At 74.0% G+C, this 16,963-nt stretch carries 12 protein-coding genes and 1 pseudogene; 5 read left to right on the top strand and 8 right to left on the bottom strand.

The window, feature by feature from the left end; translation table 11 throughout:
- Nucleotides 1–94: 94 nt before the first annotated feature.
- From treY to ABTX62_RS13390, 3 genes and pseudogenes are all read left to right on the top strand, one after another.
- A complete protein-coding gene (gene treY / locus ABTX62_RS13400; protein ID WP_352116281.1) occupies nucleotides 95–2,464 on the top strand; it encodes a malto-oligosyltrehalose synthase in 2,370 nt (789 codons plus the stop codon).
- A 468-nt stretch (nucleotides 2,465–2,932) separates the two neighbouring features.
- Nucleotides 2,933–3,096: pseudogene (locus ABTX62_RS13395) on the top strand (dihydrolipoyl dehydrogenase); the annotation flags it as partial.
- 155 nt (nucleotides 3,097–3,251) lie between these two features.
- Nucleotides 3,252–4,502, top strand: coding sequence for a M14 family zinc carboxypeptidase (locus tag ABTX62_RS13390; protein ID WP_352116280.1), 1,251 nt, complete (start codon nucleotides 3,252–3,254; stop codon nucleotides 4,500–4,502).
- Between the two features lie 64 nt (nucleotides 4,503–4,566).
- On the opposite strand, the gene ABTX62_RS13385 is transcribed toward ABTX62_RS13390, so the two are convergent.
- Entirely contained in the window at nucleotides 4,567–5,898 is a 1,332-nt protein-coding gene (locus ABTX62_RS13385) for a M14 family zinc carboxypeptidase (RefSeq protein ID WP_352116382.1), read from the bottom strand.
- A gap of 176 nt (nucleotides 5,899–6,074) precedes the next feature.
- On the bottom strand, nucleotides 6,075–6,626 hold the full coding sequence (locus ABTX62_RS13380; protein ID WP_352116279.1) for an FHA domain-containing protein: 552 nt from the start codon (nucleotides 6,624–6,626) through the stop codon (nucleotides 6,075–6,077).
- A gap of 173 nt (nucleotides 6,627–6,799) precedes the next feature.
- Between ABTX62_RS13380 and treZ the strand changes: the two genes are divergently transcribed.
- The gene (gene treZ, locus ABTX62_RS13375) at nucleotides 6,800–8,545 is read left to right on the top strand and encodes a malto-oligosyltrehalose trehalohydrolase (protein WP_352116278.1); all 1,746 of its coding nucleotides are present in this window, start codon (nucleotides 6,800–6,802) and stop codon (nucleotides 8,543–8,545) included.
- A 65-nt stretch (nucleotides 8,546–8,610) separates the two neighbouring features.
- Here treZ and ABTX62_RS13370 read toward each other — a convergent pair whose 3' ends face one another.
- On the bottom strand, nucleotides 8,611–9,609 hold the full coding sequence (locus tag ABTX62_RS13370; protein ID WP_352116381.1) for an aminoglycoside phosphotransferase family protein: 999 nt from the start codon (nucleotides 9,607–9,609) through the stop codon (nucleotides 8,611–8,613).
- Nucleotides 9,610–9,655: 46 nt separating this feature from the next.
- Nucleotides 9,656–10,783, bottom strand: coding sequence for a M24 family metallopeptidase (locus tag ABTX62_RS13365; protein ID WP_352116277.1), 1,128 nt, complete (start codon nucleotides 10,781–10,783; stop codon nucleotides 9,656–9,658).
- Nucleotides 10,784–10,967: 184 nt separating this feature from the next.
- Between ABTX62_RS13365 and ABTX62_RS13360 the strand changes: the two genes are divergently transcribed.
- Nucleotides 10,968–11,723, top strand: a complete 756-nt coding sequence (locus ABTX62_RS13360; RefSeq protein WP_352116276.1) for a metallophosphoesterase — start codon at nucleotides 10,968–10,970, stop codon at nucleotides 11,721–11,723.
- 9 nt (nucleotides 11,724–11,732) lie between these two features.
- On the opposite strand, the gene ABTX62_RS13355 is transcribed toward ABTX62_RS13360, so the two are convergent.
- The 4 genes from ABTX62_RS13355 to ABTX62_RS13340 all read right to left on the bottom strand — a co-directional run bounded on the left by ABTX62_RS13355 (nucleotide 11,733) and on the right by ABTX62_RS13340 (nucleotide 16,848).
- Nucleotides 11,733–12,299: a PDZ domain-containing protein gene (locus tag ABTX62_RS13355; RefSeq protein ID WP_352116275.1), complete on the bottom strand. Its 567-nt coding sequence runs from the start codon at nucleotides 12,297–12,299 to the stop codon at nucleotides 11,733–11,735.
- A 311-nt stretch (nucleotides 12,300–12,610) separates the two neighbouring features.
- A complete protein-coding gene (gene cyc2, locus ABTX62_RS13350; protein ID WP_352116274.1) occupies nucleotides 12,611–14,776 on the bottom strand; it encodes a germacradienol/geosmin synthase Cyc2 in 2,166 nt (721 codons plus the stop codon).
- A gap of 178 nt (nucleotides 14,777–14,954) precedes the next feature.
- On the bottom strand, nucleotides 14,955–16,145 hold the full coding sequence (locus ABTX62_RS13345) for a damage-control phosphatase ARMT1 family protein (protein ID WP_352116273.1): 1,191 nt from the start codon (nucleotides 16,143–16,145) through the stop codon (nucleotides 14,955–14,957).
- 55 nt (nucleotides 16,146–16,200) lie between these two features.
- Nucleotides 16,201–16,848, bottom strand: a complete 648-nt coding sequence (locus ABTX62_RS13340) for a ScbR family autoregulator-binding transcription factor (protein ID WP_283970388.1) — start codon at nucleotides 16,846–16,848, stop codon at nucleotides 16,201–16,203.
- Nucleotides 16,849–16,963: the final 115 nt, after the last annotated feature.

The following is a 16,963-nucleotide window of genomic DNA, read 5'->3' as shown; positions in this document are numbered from 1 at the left end:
CGTCGTCCGGAAAGAGCCACTCGTCCGGGCGACGCGCGGCGCACCTGGCGCGAGCGATGACACGAACGGCGGCGTGGCGGGTACGTACGTTTCCATGACACCTGAGCGACCTGACCCCTTGGTGCCCACGGCCACGTACCGGCTGCAGCTGCAGCCCGACTTCCCGTTCGGAGCAGCCGCGGCCGCGGTGCCGTACCTGGCCTCGCTCGGCGTCTCGCACCTGCACCTGTCCCCCGTCCTGGAGGCGGTGCCGGGCTCGACGCACGGCTACGACGTCGTCGACCACGCGCGCGTGCGTGAGGAGCTGGGCGGCGAGGAGGGGCTGCGGGCGCTGGCGCGCACCGCACGCGAGCACGGGCTCGGCCTGGTGGTGGACATCGTCCCCAACCACATGGCCATGTCCCCGCGTCACAACCGCGCCCTGTGGGCGGTGCTGCGCGAGGGCCCGAAGTCGCCGTACGCGCGCTGGTTCGACATCGACTGGGAGGCACAGGACGGCCAGGTGCTGCTGCCGGTCCTCGGCGGGCCGCTGGGCGAGGTGCTCGACGAGCTGCGCGTCGACGGTGACGTCCTGCGCTACCACGACCACGTCCTGCCGCTGCGCGAGGGCACCGAGGACCTGCCGCTGCCGCAGTTGCTGGACGCCCAGTGGTACCGCCCGGTGTGGTGGCGGCTGGCCCGCACCGAACTCAACTACCGGCGTTTCTTCAGCATCTCGGAGCTCATCGGGGTCCGGGTGGAGGACCCCGAGGTGTTCGAGGCCACCCACGGCACGATCCTCCGGCTGCTCCACGACGGTGTGATCGACGGGCTGCGCGTCGACCACCCCGACGGGCTCGCCGACCCCGACGGCTACCTCACGCGGCTGCACGAGGCGACGGGGGGCCGCTGGACGGTCGTGGAGAAGATCCTGGCCGACGGCGAGCACCTGCCGGCCTCCTGGCCCGTCGCCGGGACCACCGGCTACGACGCCCTGCGGCACGTGGACGGGGTCTTCACGGACCCGGCCGGGTTCGGGGACCTCCTGGGGCGGTACCGGCGCTTCGCGGCCCCGCAGACGGACCGGGGCGGGACGTGGGAGGCGACGGTGCGGAGGGCGGCGTACAAGGTCCTCACGCACGAGCTGGCCACCGAGACCGACCGGCTGACCCGGGTGGCGACCCGGCTCTGCGCGACCTCACCGGAACCGGCCCTGCGCGACCGCGCGCCCTGGGCGCTGCGCACGGCACTCCAGGAGCTCCTCGTACGGATGGAGGTCTACCGGTCCTACGAGTCCGTCGACGCGGCGACCGTGGTCACCGAGGCGGCGGCGGCCGAGGCCCGGCAGGCCTTCGCGGTGCCCGAGGAGGCCGGTGCCGTGGACGTCGTCCGGGACCTCGTGCTGGGGCGGTACGGCGACGGGCCCGCGCAGCTGGAGTTCCGGACGCGGTTCGCGCAGACCTCGTCGGCGCTGCGGGCCAAGTCGGTGGAGGACACGGCGTTCTACCGGTACGTGCCGCTGCTGTCGGCGACCGAGGTGGGCGGGAATCCGGGCGCTCCCGCGCTGTCGCCGGAGGAGTTCCACGCGTACTGCGCCCGTCTGCAGCGCGACTGGCCGGTGTCCGGCACCGTGGCCTCGACGCACGACACCAAGCGCAGTGCCGACGTCCGGGCGGCGCTGCACGTGCTCACCGAGTGCCCGGAGCGCTGGGCGGACGTGCTCGCGGAGGTGACCCGGGCCGGGGAGGGTGCGCCCGACGCGCAACTGGCGTGGGCGGCCTGGCAGACGGTGTTCGGGCTGGGCCCGGCGTCGGGGGCTCTGGAACGGGTTCGGGGGGCGCTGCTGAAGCATGTGCGGGAGGCCGGCCTGTACACGAGCTGGACCGAGCGGCAGCCGCCGTACGAGGAGGCGGTGGAGCGGTTCGTGGCGGCCGGGCCGTGCGGGGCGCCGGGTGAGCGGGTCGCCGCCTTCCGGGAGTCACTGGCGCCGCACATCCGGTCCAACGTGCTGGGCACGGCCCTGGTGCAGCTGACGATGCCCGGCGTCCCGGATGTCTACCAGGGCACGGAGGCCGAGTACCGGGCGCTGGTCGACCCGGACAACCGGCGGGCGGTGGGCTTCCCGCCCGAGGAGTCCGGCGGCGCGTCCGGGCGGAAGGCGGCGGTGACGCGGGCGGCGCTGGGACTGCGGGCCCAGCGGCCCGGCGCCTTCGGCGACACGGCGACGTACACGGCACTGCCGGCCGAGGGACCGGCGGCGGCCCACTGCCTGGCCTTCGTCCGCTCCGGAGAGGTGCTGACGGCCGTGACACGCCTGTCCCTGCGGCTCGCGGAGGCGGGCGGCTGGCGGGACACACGGCTGCCGCTGCCGCCGGGCCGCTGGGCGGACGTGCTGGAGCCCGGGCGGGAGTTCACGGGGCACGCGCGCGTGGAGGAACTGTTCGCGGGGGTGCCGGTGGCGCTGCTGGAAAGGCTGGGTGACTGAGTTCAGGGGACGGCGGGGCCGTCCTCGTTGGCGGCTCCTCGCCCTCGGCGGTCGGGCGGCCGGTCCGAGGACGGCCGATGCGGCGAGGATCGCGTCGGCCGTGCAAGGGCCCGCGGGCGCGGCCAGGCGGTCCGCGGCGGGTCCACGAACCTCTCCGCCGCGCCGGTCGGCGGTCCTCGGCCTCGCGGCCGTGCTCGTCGAGCGGGACAAGGTCGGCGGGACATGCCCGCACCCGCGGCCGCACCCCCGGCAAGGCGATGCCGATGGCGTCCCGCCGAGTGGTGTAGCCGATCAAGCTGGCGGAATCCGCAGGTCGCGGTCCGAATCGCCCTCGTCGGCGGCCCTGTTGGGGCTCGCCGAGCCGGGACCAGCGGTGATCGCACGACGGACCGCAGCGGCACGTACCGGACGGCTCCGAAGCGGAGGCGACGGACCGTGATCGGCTACACCACGACGGGGGACACGACCGCGATGCCGCACGCGGCCGAACGCGTCGACACAATCGCCGAGGCCCGCGAACGCCGGGGTGTGAAGGCCACCTGGACGCGGTCGACCGGCCCGCCCTGGTGGCCACCCGCGACGACATCGTGGCCCGCGACCACCGGGGGGGCCAGGCGCATGACGCGTATGCGCAGGCGCTCCTGACCCCGGCGGGGTGGAGGCCGAACCAGCGGGAGCCTGCGGCCAGTGCTTCCGGGCGCCTCCGGGAGCCTCCCCGGTCGGGCCCTTGACACCGCACCATGGCCGTGGGGTACTGCGATGGCGAACTCGGGCGGATGTGACGGGGGTGAGTGTCCTGCCGGAGCTGCGCTACCCGACGGTGACCGAACAGGTCTCTGCTGCCCGGGCGTTGACCGCTCAGCGCCCCGGAGTGTGCACCCTGCGGCAGGTGGGTGCCTCACGCGCCGGCAGACCTCTGCACCTGCTGTCCGTGGGCCGCGCCCCTCGCGCGGTACTGGTGGTGGCCGGCGCCCATGCCAACGAGCCGACCGGCTCCTGCACCCTGCTCGCGCTCGCCCGGCGGGTCCTGGAGCAGCGGGAGCTGCGCGACGGCATCGCGTGGCACTTCCTGTTGTGCGCGGACCCCGACGGGGCGAGCCTGCATGTGACGCCGGCGCCGCGCAGCCTCTTCGACTACCACCTCGGCTTCTTCCGCCCCGCGGGCCCGGAGCAGCCCGAGTGGGCGCCGTCGCTGCTGCCGCCGGACCGGCTGCCGCCCGAGACCCGGGTCCTGACGGGCGTCATCGACGAGCTGCGCCCCTACCTCCAGGTGACGCTGCACGGCACGGACCTGGGCGGCAGCTGGGTGCAGTTGACGAAGGACGTGCCGGGGCTCGCCGAGCCGTTCGCGAAATCGGCGGCCGAGCTGCACATCCCGGTGGAGACCGGCGCGTCGGACGCCGCGGGCTGGCCCGCGTCCGGGCCGGGCGTGCACGTCATGCCCGCGCCGGAGATCGGGCCGGCGTACCCGAGCCTGCCGGACGACGCGCGGCACAGCACCTGGTACCACGCCCATCGGTACGGCGGGCTGACCGCGGTGGTCGAGGTGCCGATGTGGGCGAGCGACCTGGTCGACGACCCGGCTCCGCATCCTGCTCCGGCGGCGGCGATCGGGCGGCTGGCGCGCCGGCTGCAGAGCGACGCGCGGGAGGTGACGCGGGTGCTGGACGGGGCGCTGCCCCGGCTGGCGGACCTGGACGGGCCGTTGCTGCGGGCCGCCCGGTGGGGGCTGGAGCTGGTGCCGGGTCTGGCCGCGGACCTGGTGCACACTCCGCCCGCCGATCTCACCCGCGCGTACGTCGGCAGCGTGGACGCCTTCGCGCGCCGCGTGCCGCTGCGGGCGGCGGCCATGCTGCTGCGGGTGCTGCGCGGGACCGACGACGAGGCGGCGAAGCAGTTGGAGGGGCTCGTCTCGACCTGGAGCGACGCGTTCGCGGAACGTTTCCGCGCCCGCTGGGTGCCCCTGGAGCACCAGGTGGAGCACCAGTCCCGCACGGTGGTCGCGGCGGCGCTGCACGCCCGCGAGAGGGCTTCGTAGCGTCGCGGGGGCCACGCGGCGGGGTGCTCCGGACACCGCGGGGCGCCCCGGCCGTTCCGCGTTCTCAGTCCCGCTGCACCGGCACGGTCTCGCCCGAGCCGGAGCGCGCGGGCGCGTGCCGTCCGGCCAGCTCGAACGCGGCGAGCACCACGCGGGTCTGGTACTCGGCCTGGCGGGCCACCGGGATCCAGCGCGCCCGGCAGCCGTCGCGGTAGTCGGCGCACCACGCGTCGATCAGCCGGTCCAGCTCCGGCAGCGCCCCGGCCGGGTCGCTTCCGGCGGCCCGTACGAGCTGGTGCAGCAGTCCCGCCGTGCGCAGGGCGAGCCGCCGCCCGGAGATGCGCAGGGCGACGAGGTGGGCGGTGCTCAGCGCGGGGAGGGGGTGGGCCGGGCTGTCGCCGGTGTCAGGGTCCCAGGCGTCGGCGAGGCCGGGGCAGACCAGGAGGTAGTCGTCGACCGGGGCGAGGAGGCGGGCCGCGTCGGGCACGTCGGCGAGATGCGGTCCGATCCGGGTCAGCAGATGCCGCAGGAGGCCCGTGTCGTGGCGCAGGGTGCGGCTGACGGCCCGCAGCACGGCGTCCCGGTCCGCGGGCGGGGAGTCGTCCGCCACGGCCGTCACGCCCCACATGGGCGCCTCGACGACCGCGGTGACGGTGCCGTGCCGGTAGGGGTGGAACCACGTGGACTCGACGGCGGCCTCCGTGATGGCCGCGGCCAGGTCGGCCCGGCGCGGCGGCGGGATGCGGTAGACGGCGGGTCCGAGGCCGGGCCAGTACAGGGCGTCGTAGGCGCCCAGTTCGCGGGGGACGCCGAGCCGGGCGGCGATGTGGGCGAGACGCCGGTCGAAGCCCGGGAGGTCGTGGGTGATCTCGACGAAGCCGCCGCCGATGTCCACGCCGTGCAGGGAGCACTGGAGGAACGGGCGCAGTTCGTCCTGGAGGCCGAGCAGGGCCCGGGTCTCCGGCAGGGTGGCGCCGGCCGCGCCGTCGGGCAGCCACTCGGGCTGCTCGAAGAAGCCGGGCCGGAAGAAGTGCCGGACGTACCGGCCGAGCGTGTAGGGGCCGGACAGCCAGCCCTCGTTGCGGCGCGAGCCGTCCGGGTCGAGGCACAGCAGCAGGTTCCAGGTGGCGTCGGCGCCCTCGGTGAGCCGCGGGTCGGCCAGGGTCCGCTCGGCCAGGCGCAGCACGGTGGCGCCGCCCACCGGTTCGTTGGCGTGGGGGCCTGCGACGACCAGGGCCTGGCGGCTGCCGTGGCCGACGGAGAGCAGCCACAGGGGGGTGCCCGCGCGGGAGGTGCCGACCCGGCGCAACCGGGCGTCACGGGGGTGGCGGGCGACGAGGGCGGTGGCCCGGGCGCCCAGTTCGTCGACGGTCGGATAGCGCGGGAGGGGCGGCAGGGCACACCTCCCCCATGCGGTGCCGTCGGTTCACCAGGTGTAGATGGCGTACACACAGTCAGTCACGACTTCAGGGGTACGTCAACACCGTGAACGGCAAAGGCATTTCGGCCACGCTTCCACGACCGGCGCGCGGTCATGCCCAGGCCAGGGCCGGGGCGTGGCTCTGTTTCCGGTCAGCCGGCCGACAACCGGAACGTGATCCGGCCGAAGCCCACCTGATCCCCCTCGCGTACGACGGCCGCGCCGACGACACGCCGTCCGTTCACCGTCGTGCCGTTGGTGGAACCGAGATCGCGCAGGACCCACAGGCCGCCCTGGTGACGGAGTTCGGCGTGCACGCGGGAGACCGTCTCGTGGTTGAGGCGCAGTCCGCTGGCGGGGTCGCGGCCTATGCGCAGCGGATGGCCGTGCGACGGATGCGGCAGCAGCAGCTTGGGCAGCCGCTCGGACTGCCACGCCCTGCGCATGCGCACGGTGAAGCCCGAGACCGCCTCGACGGTGCCGAACACCAGGCGCGAGAACCGCCTCTCGGTGCGCAGGTCGGCGGTGAGCACGGCGAGTTCGTCCGGGCGGCGGGCGGCGAGCGCCAGCTCCATGCGCCGGACGAACGTGTCATGGGACAGGCGGCCCATGGCGACGCCGTCACGGAGTACCTTCAGCGCCCGGTCGCGCTCCGCGTCGGAGAGCCGCGCGGGGAACGTGTTGAACTCGAAGGACGACGTCACCCTGGTGATTGTCGGGCAGCGCGGCCGGGCTGTCCAGAAAGCGGGAAACCCGGTGCCACGCGCGCGTGACCGGCGAGACCCGCCGCAAAAGGGTGGATGCACCGGCGGATTGATCTCGTTTGACGCACCATGGACGGGCTACATCACGGTGAGCAGACGAAGGGGAACCGTCCGTGCAGTTCGAGGTGTGGGCACCACAGGCCGGCCGTGTGACGCTCCGGTGCGACGACGTCACCCGCGCGTTGGAACGCGATCCGGAACGGGCGGGGTGGTGGAAGGGCGAGGCCGAGGCGCGCGACGGGTCCCGGTACGGCTTCGCGCTGGACGACGGTCCCGTGCTGCCCGATCCGCGCTCGCGCCGGCAGCCGGACGGCCCGGACGGGCTGAGCGCCGTCGTCGATCACGAGCGGTACGCGTGGCGCACGCGGTGGCGGGGGCGGCCGCTGCCCGGCGCGGTGCTGTACGAGCTGCACGTGGGGACGTACACGCGCGAGGGCACCCTGGACGCGGCCGCCGAGCGGCTCGGGCATCTCGCCGAACTGGGCGTCACGCACGTGGAACTGATGCCGCTGTGCCCCTTCCCGGGCACGCACGGGTGGGGCTACGAGGGCGTCTCGCTGTGGGCGGTGCACGAGCCGTACGGCGGTCCCGAGGCGCTGAAACGCTTCGCCGACCGGGCCCACGCGCTCGGCCTGGGGGTGGTGCTCGACGTGGTGCACAACCACTTCGGGCCCTCGGGCAACTACCTGCCCGTCTTCGGGCCGTACCTCACGGACACCCACCACACCCCCTGGGGCGCGGCGGTCAACCTGGACGCGCCCGGCTCGGACGAGGTGCGCGCCTTCCTGATCGGCAGCGCGCTGGCGTGGCTGCGGGACTACCGGCTCGACGGACTGCGCCTGGACGCGGTGCACGCGCTGGTGGACACGCGCGCCCATCACTTCCTCGAGGAGCTCTCCACCGCCGTCGACGCTCTGGCCGAGGAGGTGGACCGGCCGCTGTTCCTGGTCGCCGAGTCGGACCTGAACGACCCCCGGCTCATCACCTCCCGCGCGGAGGGCGGCCTCGGGCTGCACGCGCAGTGGAACGACGACTTCCACCACGCCCTGCACACCACGCTGACCGGCGAGTCGCAGGGCTACTACGCCGACTTCGCGCGTGCCCCGCTGGCGGGGATCGCCAAGACCCTCACCGGCGGCTACTTCCACGACGGGTCCTATTCGAGCTTCCGCCGACGCCACCACGGGCGCCCGCTGGACCGTACGCGGGTGGCCGGGCACCGGCTGCTCGGCTACAACCAGACCCACGACCAGGTCGGCAACCGCGCCCAGGGCGACCGGCTTTCGGCCCTGCTCTCGCCCGGGCTGCTGGCGTGCGCGGCCACGCTGGTCCTGACGGCGCCGTTCACGCCGATGCTCTTCATGGGCGAGGAGTGGGCCGCGGGGACACCCTGGCAGTTCTTCACCGACCACACCGACCCGGAGCTGGCGGACGCCGTACGGCGGGGCAGGCGGCGGGAGTTCGCCGCGCACGGCTGGAAGGAGGAGGACGTTCCCGACCCGCAGGACCCGGCGACCCGGGACCGCTCCTGCCTCGACTGGTCCGAGCCGGAACGCGAGCCGCACGCGCGCGTGCTGGCCTGGTACCGGCGGCTGCTCGCCCTGCGCCACGAGCAGCCCGACCTGACCGACCCCGACCTCGCGGACACCAAGGTGGCCTACGACGAGGAGCGCCGCTGGCTCGCCTTCCGGCGCGGGGACGTACTGGTGGCGGTGAACCTGGCCCCCGGGGCGGCCGAGCTGCCGCTCGGGGTACCCCACGCGCGCGTGCTGGCCGCGTGGGAGCCGGTGGACCCGCCCGGGGCGGACGGGGTGGTGCGGCTGCCCGGGGAGTCGAGTGTGGTGCTGCTGCGGGAGTGAGCACCCGGCGGGTCGGCGCGCCCGGCCCCTCGATGACAGCCGTGCGGGATGGAGCGCCCGGCCCGCTACAGGGCGTCGTCGGCGTCCCCCAAATCCGTCACCCGTTCCAGCAGGATCGGCTCCCATGCGCGGCGCAGCCGGGTCCCCGGGAGGGCGGTGTCCTTGCCGGTGAGGGCCTCGGCGAGATGGACGACGGTGTCGCAGCGGGCGAGCCACAGGCCGCGCAGGCAGGGGCGGGCGCCGTAGCCGGCGAGGGTGGCGGCGCGGACGGCGGCGGGTGAGCCGACGGCGAGCGCGAGGCCCGCGATGTCCTCCGCCGGGTCGCCGACGACCGCGCCGGCCCAGCCGAGCACGCCGCGCACCCGGCCGTCGGCGCTGACCACGAGGTGGCCGCCGGTCAGGGAGTGGTGGGTGAGGACCGCCGTGCCGGGCTGGGCGGCGAGCTGGGCGGCGGCGGGCGGGGTGAGCTGGTTCAGGCGTGCGGCGTCGAACTCGTCGGCTGCGGCGAGGCGTTCGGCGGCGCGCACGGCGGCCCGGCGCAGGGCCTCCAGGGAGCGCGGCGCGGCGCGCGGCACGCCGAGCGTCTCGGCCTGCCGCACCGGTACCTCGCGCAGGCCCGTGAGGAGGGCGGCGAGGTCGGCCTCCCCGACGGCGGACACGTCGTGCTCCTCACCCGAGCCGCCGGGCACCCTGATGTCCAGCGTGTAGGCCAGCCCGGGCGCCCACTCGCCGTGCGCGACGCTGGCCGGCACCGCCATCGGGACGTGCGGGCGGACGAGGTCGCGCAGGCGCAGCTCACGTCGCTGGCGCAGGGTGGCCTCGCGGTCGGGGGCCAGGCGCAACACGTGGCGGGCGCCGACCCACCAGGTGACGGGATCGGTGCCCGGGGTGGCGGGGCGCACGTCGGGGCCGGGGCCACTCCCGCCCGGGCGTGAGTCCTTGCCGCCCCGGGCGTCCTTGCCGTCCTGGGCGTCCCGGGCGCCCTTGTCCTCCTTGCCGTCCTGGAGGAGGGAGAGGACGAGGCGGCGGACGGTGTCCGCGGTGGGTGTGGGTGCCTGGGTCATGATCGCGCCGTTGCCGTTCGGGAGGCGGGCTGGGGACATCGGGGCCTCACTCCACTATGACCAGCTCGCGCGTGGTGGTGTTCAGGCGCCGGCCGCCGTCCTCGGTGACGGTGACGATGTCCTCGATGCGGACCCCGAACCGGCCGGGCAGATAGACGCCGGGTTCCAGGGAGAAGCACATGCCGGGCACGAGGGGCCGCTCCTCGCCCTCGATCATGTAGGGCGGCTCGTGCGTGGTGACGCCGATGCCGTGTCCGGTGCGGTGGATGAAGTACTCGCCGTAACCGGCGTCGGTGATGACCGCGCGGGCGGCCCGGTCGACGTCCTGGCAGGCGGCCCCGGGCCGCACCGCGCGGAAGCCGGCCTCCTGGGCCTCGCGCACGAGGGCGTGCACGCGGCGTTCCTCGTCGGCGGGTTCGCCGACGTGGACCGTGCGGGAGGTGTCGGAGCCGTAGCCGTCCCGCAGGCCGCCGAAGTCGAGGACGACCATGTCGCCGCGGGTGATGACGCGGTCGCCCGCCTCATGGTGCGGGTTGGCTCCGTTCGGGCCGGAGGCGACGATGGTGAAGTCGACCTGCTCGTGGCCGTGCCGGCGCAGCAGCCGGTCGAGGTCCGCGGCCACCTCGGATTCCCGGCGGCCGGCGAAGGGCAGGTTCCGGATCTCCTCGAACGTCGCGTCGGCGGCGGCGCCGGCAGCCGCCATGAGGTCCAGTTCGGCCGTGTCCTTGACGGCGCGCAGCATCGGCAGGGCCTCGGTGAGCGAGGCGTAGGAGCTGCCGGGCAGGGCCTGCTGGAGGGCCAGCAGGTGCAGGGCCCAGGCGTTGTCACTGATGCCGAACCGGCCCTTGGAGTCCAGGAGTGCGGCCGTGGCGGCGTAGGGGTCCTTGCCGTCGGTCCAGTGGCGCAGGGTCAGGGCGGCCGCCCCGGCCGCCCGGCGCGCGTCCGGGGCCTCCAGGGCGGGGACGACGAGGACGGGGTCTTGCCCGGCGGCGAGGACCAGCAGGGTGAGCCGTTCGGTGACCGCCGGGGGCGTGTAGCCGGTCAGCCACACCAGGTCCGGTCCCGGGGCCACCAGCAGACCCGCGAGGCCTGCCTCGGCGGCCGTGCGCGCGGCCCGCTCCATTCGGGCCCGGTAGTCGTCGGCGGTGAACGACGCGGCCGTGCTTCCGGTCATCCGGGCCTCCCAGAACGGACGAAGGGGCTACGGGCAGCATCCTGCCCGTCCGGAGGGGGCGGCGCGAGCCGTCCGCGGGTATCGGCCCGGGCAACCCGCCTAACGCCAGAGCATTGCTGGAGCATTAGCCCTAATGCTTAGACACTTGTCTTCCATTAGTGATCGACAGGGGGGGCGTACGACAGTGCTGGTACTCGCGCACATCAGCGATCTGCATCTGGACGGGAGCGCGCGGGCGACAGAGCGCGCCGAGCGGGTGCGCGACCGCCTGTGGGAGCTGCCGGGACACGTGGACGCGTTGCTGGTGACGGGGGACATCGCGGACCACGGCACGGAGCCGGAGTACGAGGAGGCGGCCCGCATCCTGGGGCTGCACACCGGCGACGCCCCGTTCCCGGTACTGACCTGCCCCGGCAACCACGACAGCCGTACCGCCCACCGCAAGGCGCTGCTGCGCCGGCCCGGGGGCAGGGGGCCGGTCGACAGCGTCCACGTCTTCGGCGACGGCGCGGTGCTCCTGTGCGATTCCAGCGTGCCGGGCCGCGACGACGGGAAACTGGACGAGGAGACGTACGACTGGATCGAGACGACCCTCGACGGACTCGACGACGGCCTTCCGGCCCTGCTCGCGTTCCACCACCCGCCGGTGCCCCTGCACCATCCGCTGCCCGACTCCCACCCCTTGCGGCACCCGGACCGGCTGGCCGCCCTGCCGGCCCGCCGCCCTCAGGTCGCCGGGCTGATCACCGGCCACGCCCACACCCCCGCCGCCACCACGTTCGCCGGGCGGCCGCTGACCGTCGGGCCCGGGGTGGCGTGGACGCTGCGGCTGCCCTGGGAGGGCGAGCGGGTCGCGGACCGGGACGCGCCGCCCGGGTACGCGTTCCATGTCCTGGACGACTCGGGGCGGCTCACGAGCCACTTCCGGGTCGTGACCTGAGGCCGTGCCTCACGCGGCGACCGCCGGTACGAGCGTCAGCTGCTCGTACCCTCCGCCGCGGTGCCGGACCGTCAGCCTGACCTCGGAACCGGGGCGGGCGCGGGCGACGGCCCGGGCCAGATCGGCGGCGGTGTCGATCCGGGTCGTGCCGAAGGCGAGGAGGACGTCGCCGCGCACCAGACCGGCGGCCTGGGCCGGGCCGGGGACGTGCAGCCCCACGACCACGGCACCCGGCTTGCGGGCGTCCATGACCTGCACGCCGAGGGTCGCGGTGACGGGCCCGGCGGGAGCGGCGGAGGGCGAGGGACCGGGGCCGGGGAGCGACGGCGTGTGCCACGCCCGCGGGTCGAAGCGCCCGTCCTTGCCGGCCACGGTGACGCCCATCGCCCCGAGGCCGATCCCGGACAGCACCAGGACCGCGCCGGCGAACCCCGCCAGCAGGACGTTGAGGAGCCTCCGGCCCCGTCGCCGGGCGGCGTGCGGGCGGTGCCGTAACGGGCCGGGCCCCGTCGCCGGCGCGGCCGACCCGGGTTCCCGACCCGGCATCGGCTTGGGTCTCAGCGCGGTCTGTTCCATGGCTCGCCTCCGGATGGTGCCGATCGCCTCCGGCGGATCCCGGAGCGATCACGGCAGGTGCTCTACCCGGCACATCGGCGGCCGACGAGTCACGAACGAGTGAGACTGAACGGGGCCCGGCGCGGTGAGGGAGAAGCACGGAACGCGGACACGGCTCGTACCGCACCCGGTCGCCGGATGCGGTACGAGCCGCGGAAGGGGCGGGCCGACCCGGCACCCCGAGCACCACCGCGCCCCAGCGAAAGACAGGCACCGGCACGGCCCCGCAGGAACAGAAAGGCCGACCCGGCACCCCGGGCGCCACCCCCGCCTCAGCGGAAGGCGGGCACCGGCACGGCCGGGGGGCGGTCCGGGAGGAAGCCGTGGGCGCGGCGGGACAGCCACGCGTCCTTGTAACGGTCCACCTCACGGTGCCAGTTGAGGATGCCGGACATCCAGTTCCGCAGGTCCGCCACATACGTCCCCATCGCCGCGCGTGCCTCCCCTGTGAGCTGGAAGTCGTCGTACAGGATGGGCAGTTCGTGCTCGACGACGTGCTCGAACTGGCACATGCGCCGACTCATCAGGTCGTGCACGATGCCGAGTCCGGTCGGGTAGTCGCAGCCGAAGAAGGACTGCACGACGAGGATCGCGTTGTGGATCTCCCCTTCGAACTCGATCTCCTTCTGGTACGAGAAGACGTCGTTGAGGAGGCACGCGAAGTCCATCGCGGCATTCTCCAGGGAGCGGACCGGGCCGCTGCGGTAGACCTCGGGCGGGACGGCCGGTCCGTGCCCCATCCGGCACAGGCCGAGGGTGAGGTCGGAGCCGAAGGTCGCCCGGCGCATCTCCAGGTAGTCGACCGGGTCGGGCACGCGGTTCTGGAGCTGGTTGGACAGCTCCCACACCCAGCTCTCGGTCATGACGTCGATGGCGTCCTTGAGGGTGCGCCGCGTCTCGGGCGTCATCTCGGCGGTGGTGCGCGCCCACAGGTCGGCCAGGCCGCGCTCCATGGCGTTGACCGGGATCGGCGGCTCCTCCTGGGCGATCGGCATGCAGTCGGACAGGCGGGCCGTGGTCAGGCGGGCGGCGGCGAGGTCGCGGCGGTGGCCGTAGACCAGGGGGTAGTAGTCGTCGCCGTAGGTGCCCCAGGCGAGCCACTGCGCGCTGAGGTCGAGGGCCTCGGGCGTGGCGTCCGGGTCCAGGCCGGCCGAGCAGAGCGGGAGGTCGTAGGCCCGCAGCTTGTCCTCGTCCCAGACGCCCTCGGCGAGGATGCCCATGCGTTCCACCCAGGCGCGCAGGCCGCGGCGGGCGTTGTCCAGGTGCGGGCTGAGCTCCAGCGGGAACGGCATGCGGATGTCGGGGATCCGCGACGGCCCGACCTTCTGGTACGGCACGTGCGTGTAGGAGCGCAGACGGTCGGCTCCCGCCGTCGCGAGCAGGGCGCGGACGTCGGCGGCGGAGGTGCCGATGGCGGTGCATCCCGGCCACGGGCCGCCGCCGCGCACCGCGTTCTCGTTCATGTAGCGGCTGGAGCGCAGATGCCATTCGTGGCCGCCGGACTGCCAGTCCTGCAATCCCTTCGTGTACGCCGCCACGGCCGCGACCTCGTCCGGCCCGAGCCCCTTCTCCAGGGCCACCGCGGGCACTTCGGTGAACGCCGTGTGCTCGAACTGGTGGAGGCGGGAGGTGAGGATGTCGTTGACGGTGTCGGCGGCCTGCTGCGTGGTGCAGCCGAAGAAGGTCTCCAGGACGAGCACGCCGTTGCTGTTCTCGCCCTCGTCCTCGACCTCACGCTGGTAGGAGAACAGGTCGTTGCGCAGGTGCACGGCGTCGGAGAACGTCTCCATCAGCACGCGCAGCGGTCTGGTCGCGGCCACCGCGGCGGGCACTTCGGCGGTCGCGTACTCCACGAGACCCGCCGACCAGGGGGCGCCACCGACCTTGCGGCGCATCTCGATGTACTCGACGGGGTTGGCGATCCGCCCCTCGTTGATGTTGGACAGCTCCCACATCGACTCGTTCAGCAGGTGCTCGGTGGCCACGGCGAAGCGGCGGCGCCAGTCCTCGGACATCGTCGGTACCGTGCGCGCCCACAGGTCGGCGAGCCCCGCCTCGACCGGGTTCCGCGGTTCCGGGACGGGGACCGACAGGTCCAGTGGCATGAACAGGGGCAGCCGGTCCAGGTGGGCCTTGCCGGCGGTGCGGTCCTGGCTGCGCTTGTACATCTCCAGGAAGTGGTCGTCGAAGAAGAAGACCCACACGTACCAGTCGGTGATGAGGGAGAGGGCGGGGGCGTCGCAGTCGGGGTGGGTGTAGGCGCAGAGCAGGCCGTAGTCGTGCGCGTCGAGGTCGGCCCGCTTCCAGACGCCGGATCCCTCCAGCATGCCCATCTCGCGCGCCCACTCGGTCGAATGGGCACGGGCCTCGTCGACATGCGGGTTCAGCCGCGCGGGGTGCGGCAGGTAGAAGTGCGGGAGTTCGAACGGCTGCGTCATGGCCGGGCCCTACCCGGCGCCCCGCGGCGGCATCCGCCGGGCCGGACATGATGACACCATCGCGTGAATCGGAGGCGAATACGGGCCTCCCACCGAGCCGTTGTGACGTTCCCCCCTCAAGGCCCTGCGGGCCGAAGGCGCCACCGCCCTCTTTACCCGGCGTCCCGTACCCGGTTCTCTACCGGACGTCCCGTACCTGGATCAGCGCGTGCGTGCCACTGGTGCGCCAGCGCTGGTCCTCCGCCGCGACGAGGGCGGCCTCGGTGTCCGCGCCGAGGCCGGTGATCACATCGGACTTCAGGGTGCGCAGGGCGGCGACCGGGCCGGGGAAGTAGCCGGTGACGTCCGCGAAGGCGGTGGTCGGGGCCCAGCGCCGGTCGCCCACCAGACGGCGGTAGTTGAGGTCGCCCTTGACGATCGTCAGCGTGGCCGACGCGAACTCCGCGCGCAGATCGCCGGGCATCTCCTGGTACGGCAGCGGGGCACAGGAGAAGGGATGGGCGCGCAGGGCGAGACGGCCGTCGGCCAGGGCGGACCACAACCGCCGCCCGTACGCGGCGGCCGCTCCCCCGGCGCCGGTCAGCCGGCGCAGGGCGTCGACGACGTCGGCGGTGGTGGCGTCGGAGACGTAGTAGGGGTACGGCTTGACGTGCAGGACCGCCCGTCCGATGCGGCCGCTGTCCAGGAGATGGGCGACGAGGAGGAGATCGGGGACGAGTTCGCGGCCCGCGTTGTCGGCGACCAGACACAGGGTGCCGGCTCCCGGGCCCGTGGTGTCGAGCAGTGACCAGAGCCGGTCGCTGTCGTCGGCGACCAGTCCGGGAGCGGCGTCCGCGTCCCGCGCGCCCTCGGCGGAGAGGCGGAAGCCGAGGTCGGCGCGGTTGCCCCAGAGGGAGCCGTGCAGCAGGGCCTGTGCCTGGTCGGCGGCGGACCGGCCGGTGAGGTCGCCGAGTGCGGCGAGTTCCTCGTCGGTCTCGGCGGAGTCGAGCTCGGCGCGCTTGAAGGGGCGGAAGGGGTCGATGCCCTGCCAGGGGCCCGGGCCGAAGTAGCCGACGGCCTGGAGCAGTCGGCGGTAGAACCAGCTCTCGGACCACAGCCACGGTACGTCGAACCAGGACCGGCCGGTGTACGCGCGAAGTCCCCAGCTCTCCCAGTGATCCCGGTCGTGCGCGTCGGCGGGGAGGGGTTCGATCGTGCCCTCGGTGCAGTTGGCGAGGAGTTGATCGAGGGCGCGGTGCTGGGCCGGCTCGTACGGGAAGGCCTCGCGGACCTGCTTGATGATCGCGGGGTGCCGCTCGGCCAGCACACTGTGGGGGAAGGAGCCCGGCTGATTGCCGAGGAGCACGGGGGCGGAGGGGATGTCGGGCATGGGCCTCACCGTAACGCGCGTGCCCGGGTACCGGACGAGCCGCCCGGCGCTCCGGTCACACCGGTGCGATCTCCCGCTCCAGACGCGCGGCCAGGCTCAGGTAGCGGGCGCGGCGGGTCACCGGGACCAGGCCACGGATGAGTATGTTCCACATCTCGGCCGTCCGGCGGGGCTGGCGCGCCACCGGTTCGCGGGAGCGGCCCACGACACGGGTGCCGACGAAGAAGCAGACCAGCGAGTGGGCCACGACGTCGATGTCGATGTCCGGGTGGACGTCGGACTCCTTGACCGCGCCGACGAGCCGGGCCGTGACGATGTCCAGCCACTCCGTGAACGGGTGGCTCAGGGGCGGCCGCGGCCGGATCCCGCCCGTGGCGAGCCGCAGACCGGCCCGCAGCACCGGGTCCTCGACGGACATGCGGGTGATGCCGAACGTGAGGCGCATCAGCGCCTCCAGGGAGGTGTGGCCGCGATGGTCCGTCTCCGTCGCCAGTCGGCGAGCGGTGTGCGACTGGAGTTCGAGGATCGCGTGGGCGAGATCCTCCTTGGCCGCGAAGTGGAAGTACAGGGCGCCCTTGGTGACGTGGGCGTGTTCCACGATGTCGCTGAGACTGGTCGATTCGTAGCCGCGACGGTCGAACAGGTCAGCGGCGGCCGTGATGATCGTCGAGCGGGTCTGCTCGGCTCGCAACTGCCTCGCCATCGACTGAACTCTCCCGGGACGGAAATGAACGGGTCATGCCGTTTGTTTTTACCCCCCGTACACGATAACTCACCCTGAGACGGCCCTCATCACACGAGTGTGCCGGAGTGCGGGT

Source organism: Streptomyces sp. NPDC096046, from assembly GCF_040303285.1.
GTDB lineage: Bacteria > Actinomycetota > Actinomycetes > Streptomycetales > Streptomycetaceae > Streptomyces.
This window is presented reverse-complemented; position numbering and strand designations above follow the sequence as displayed.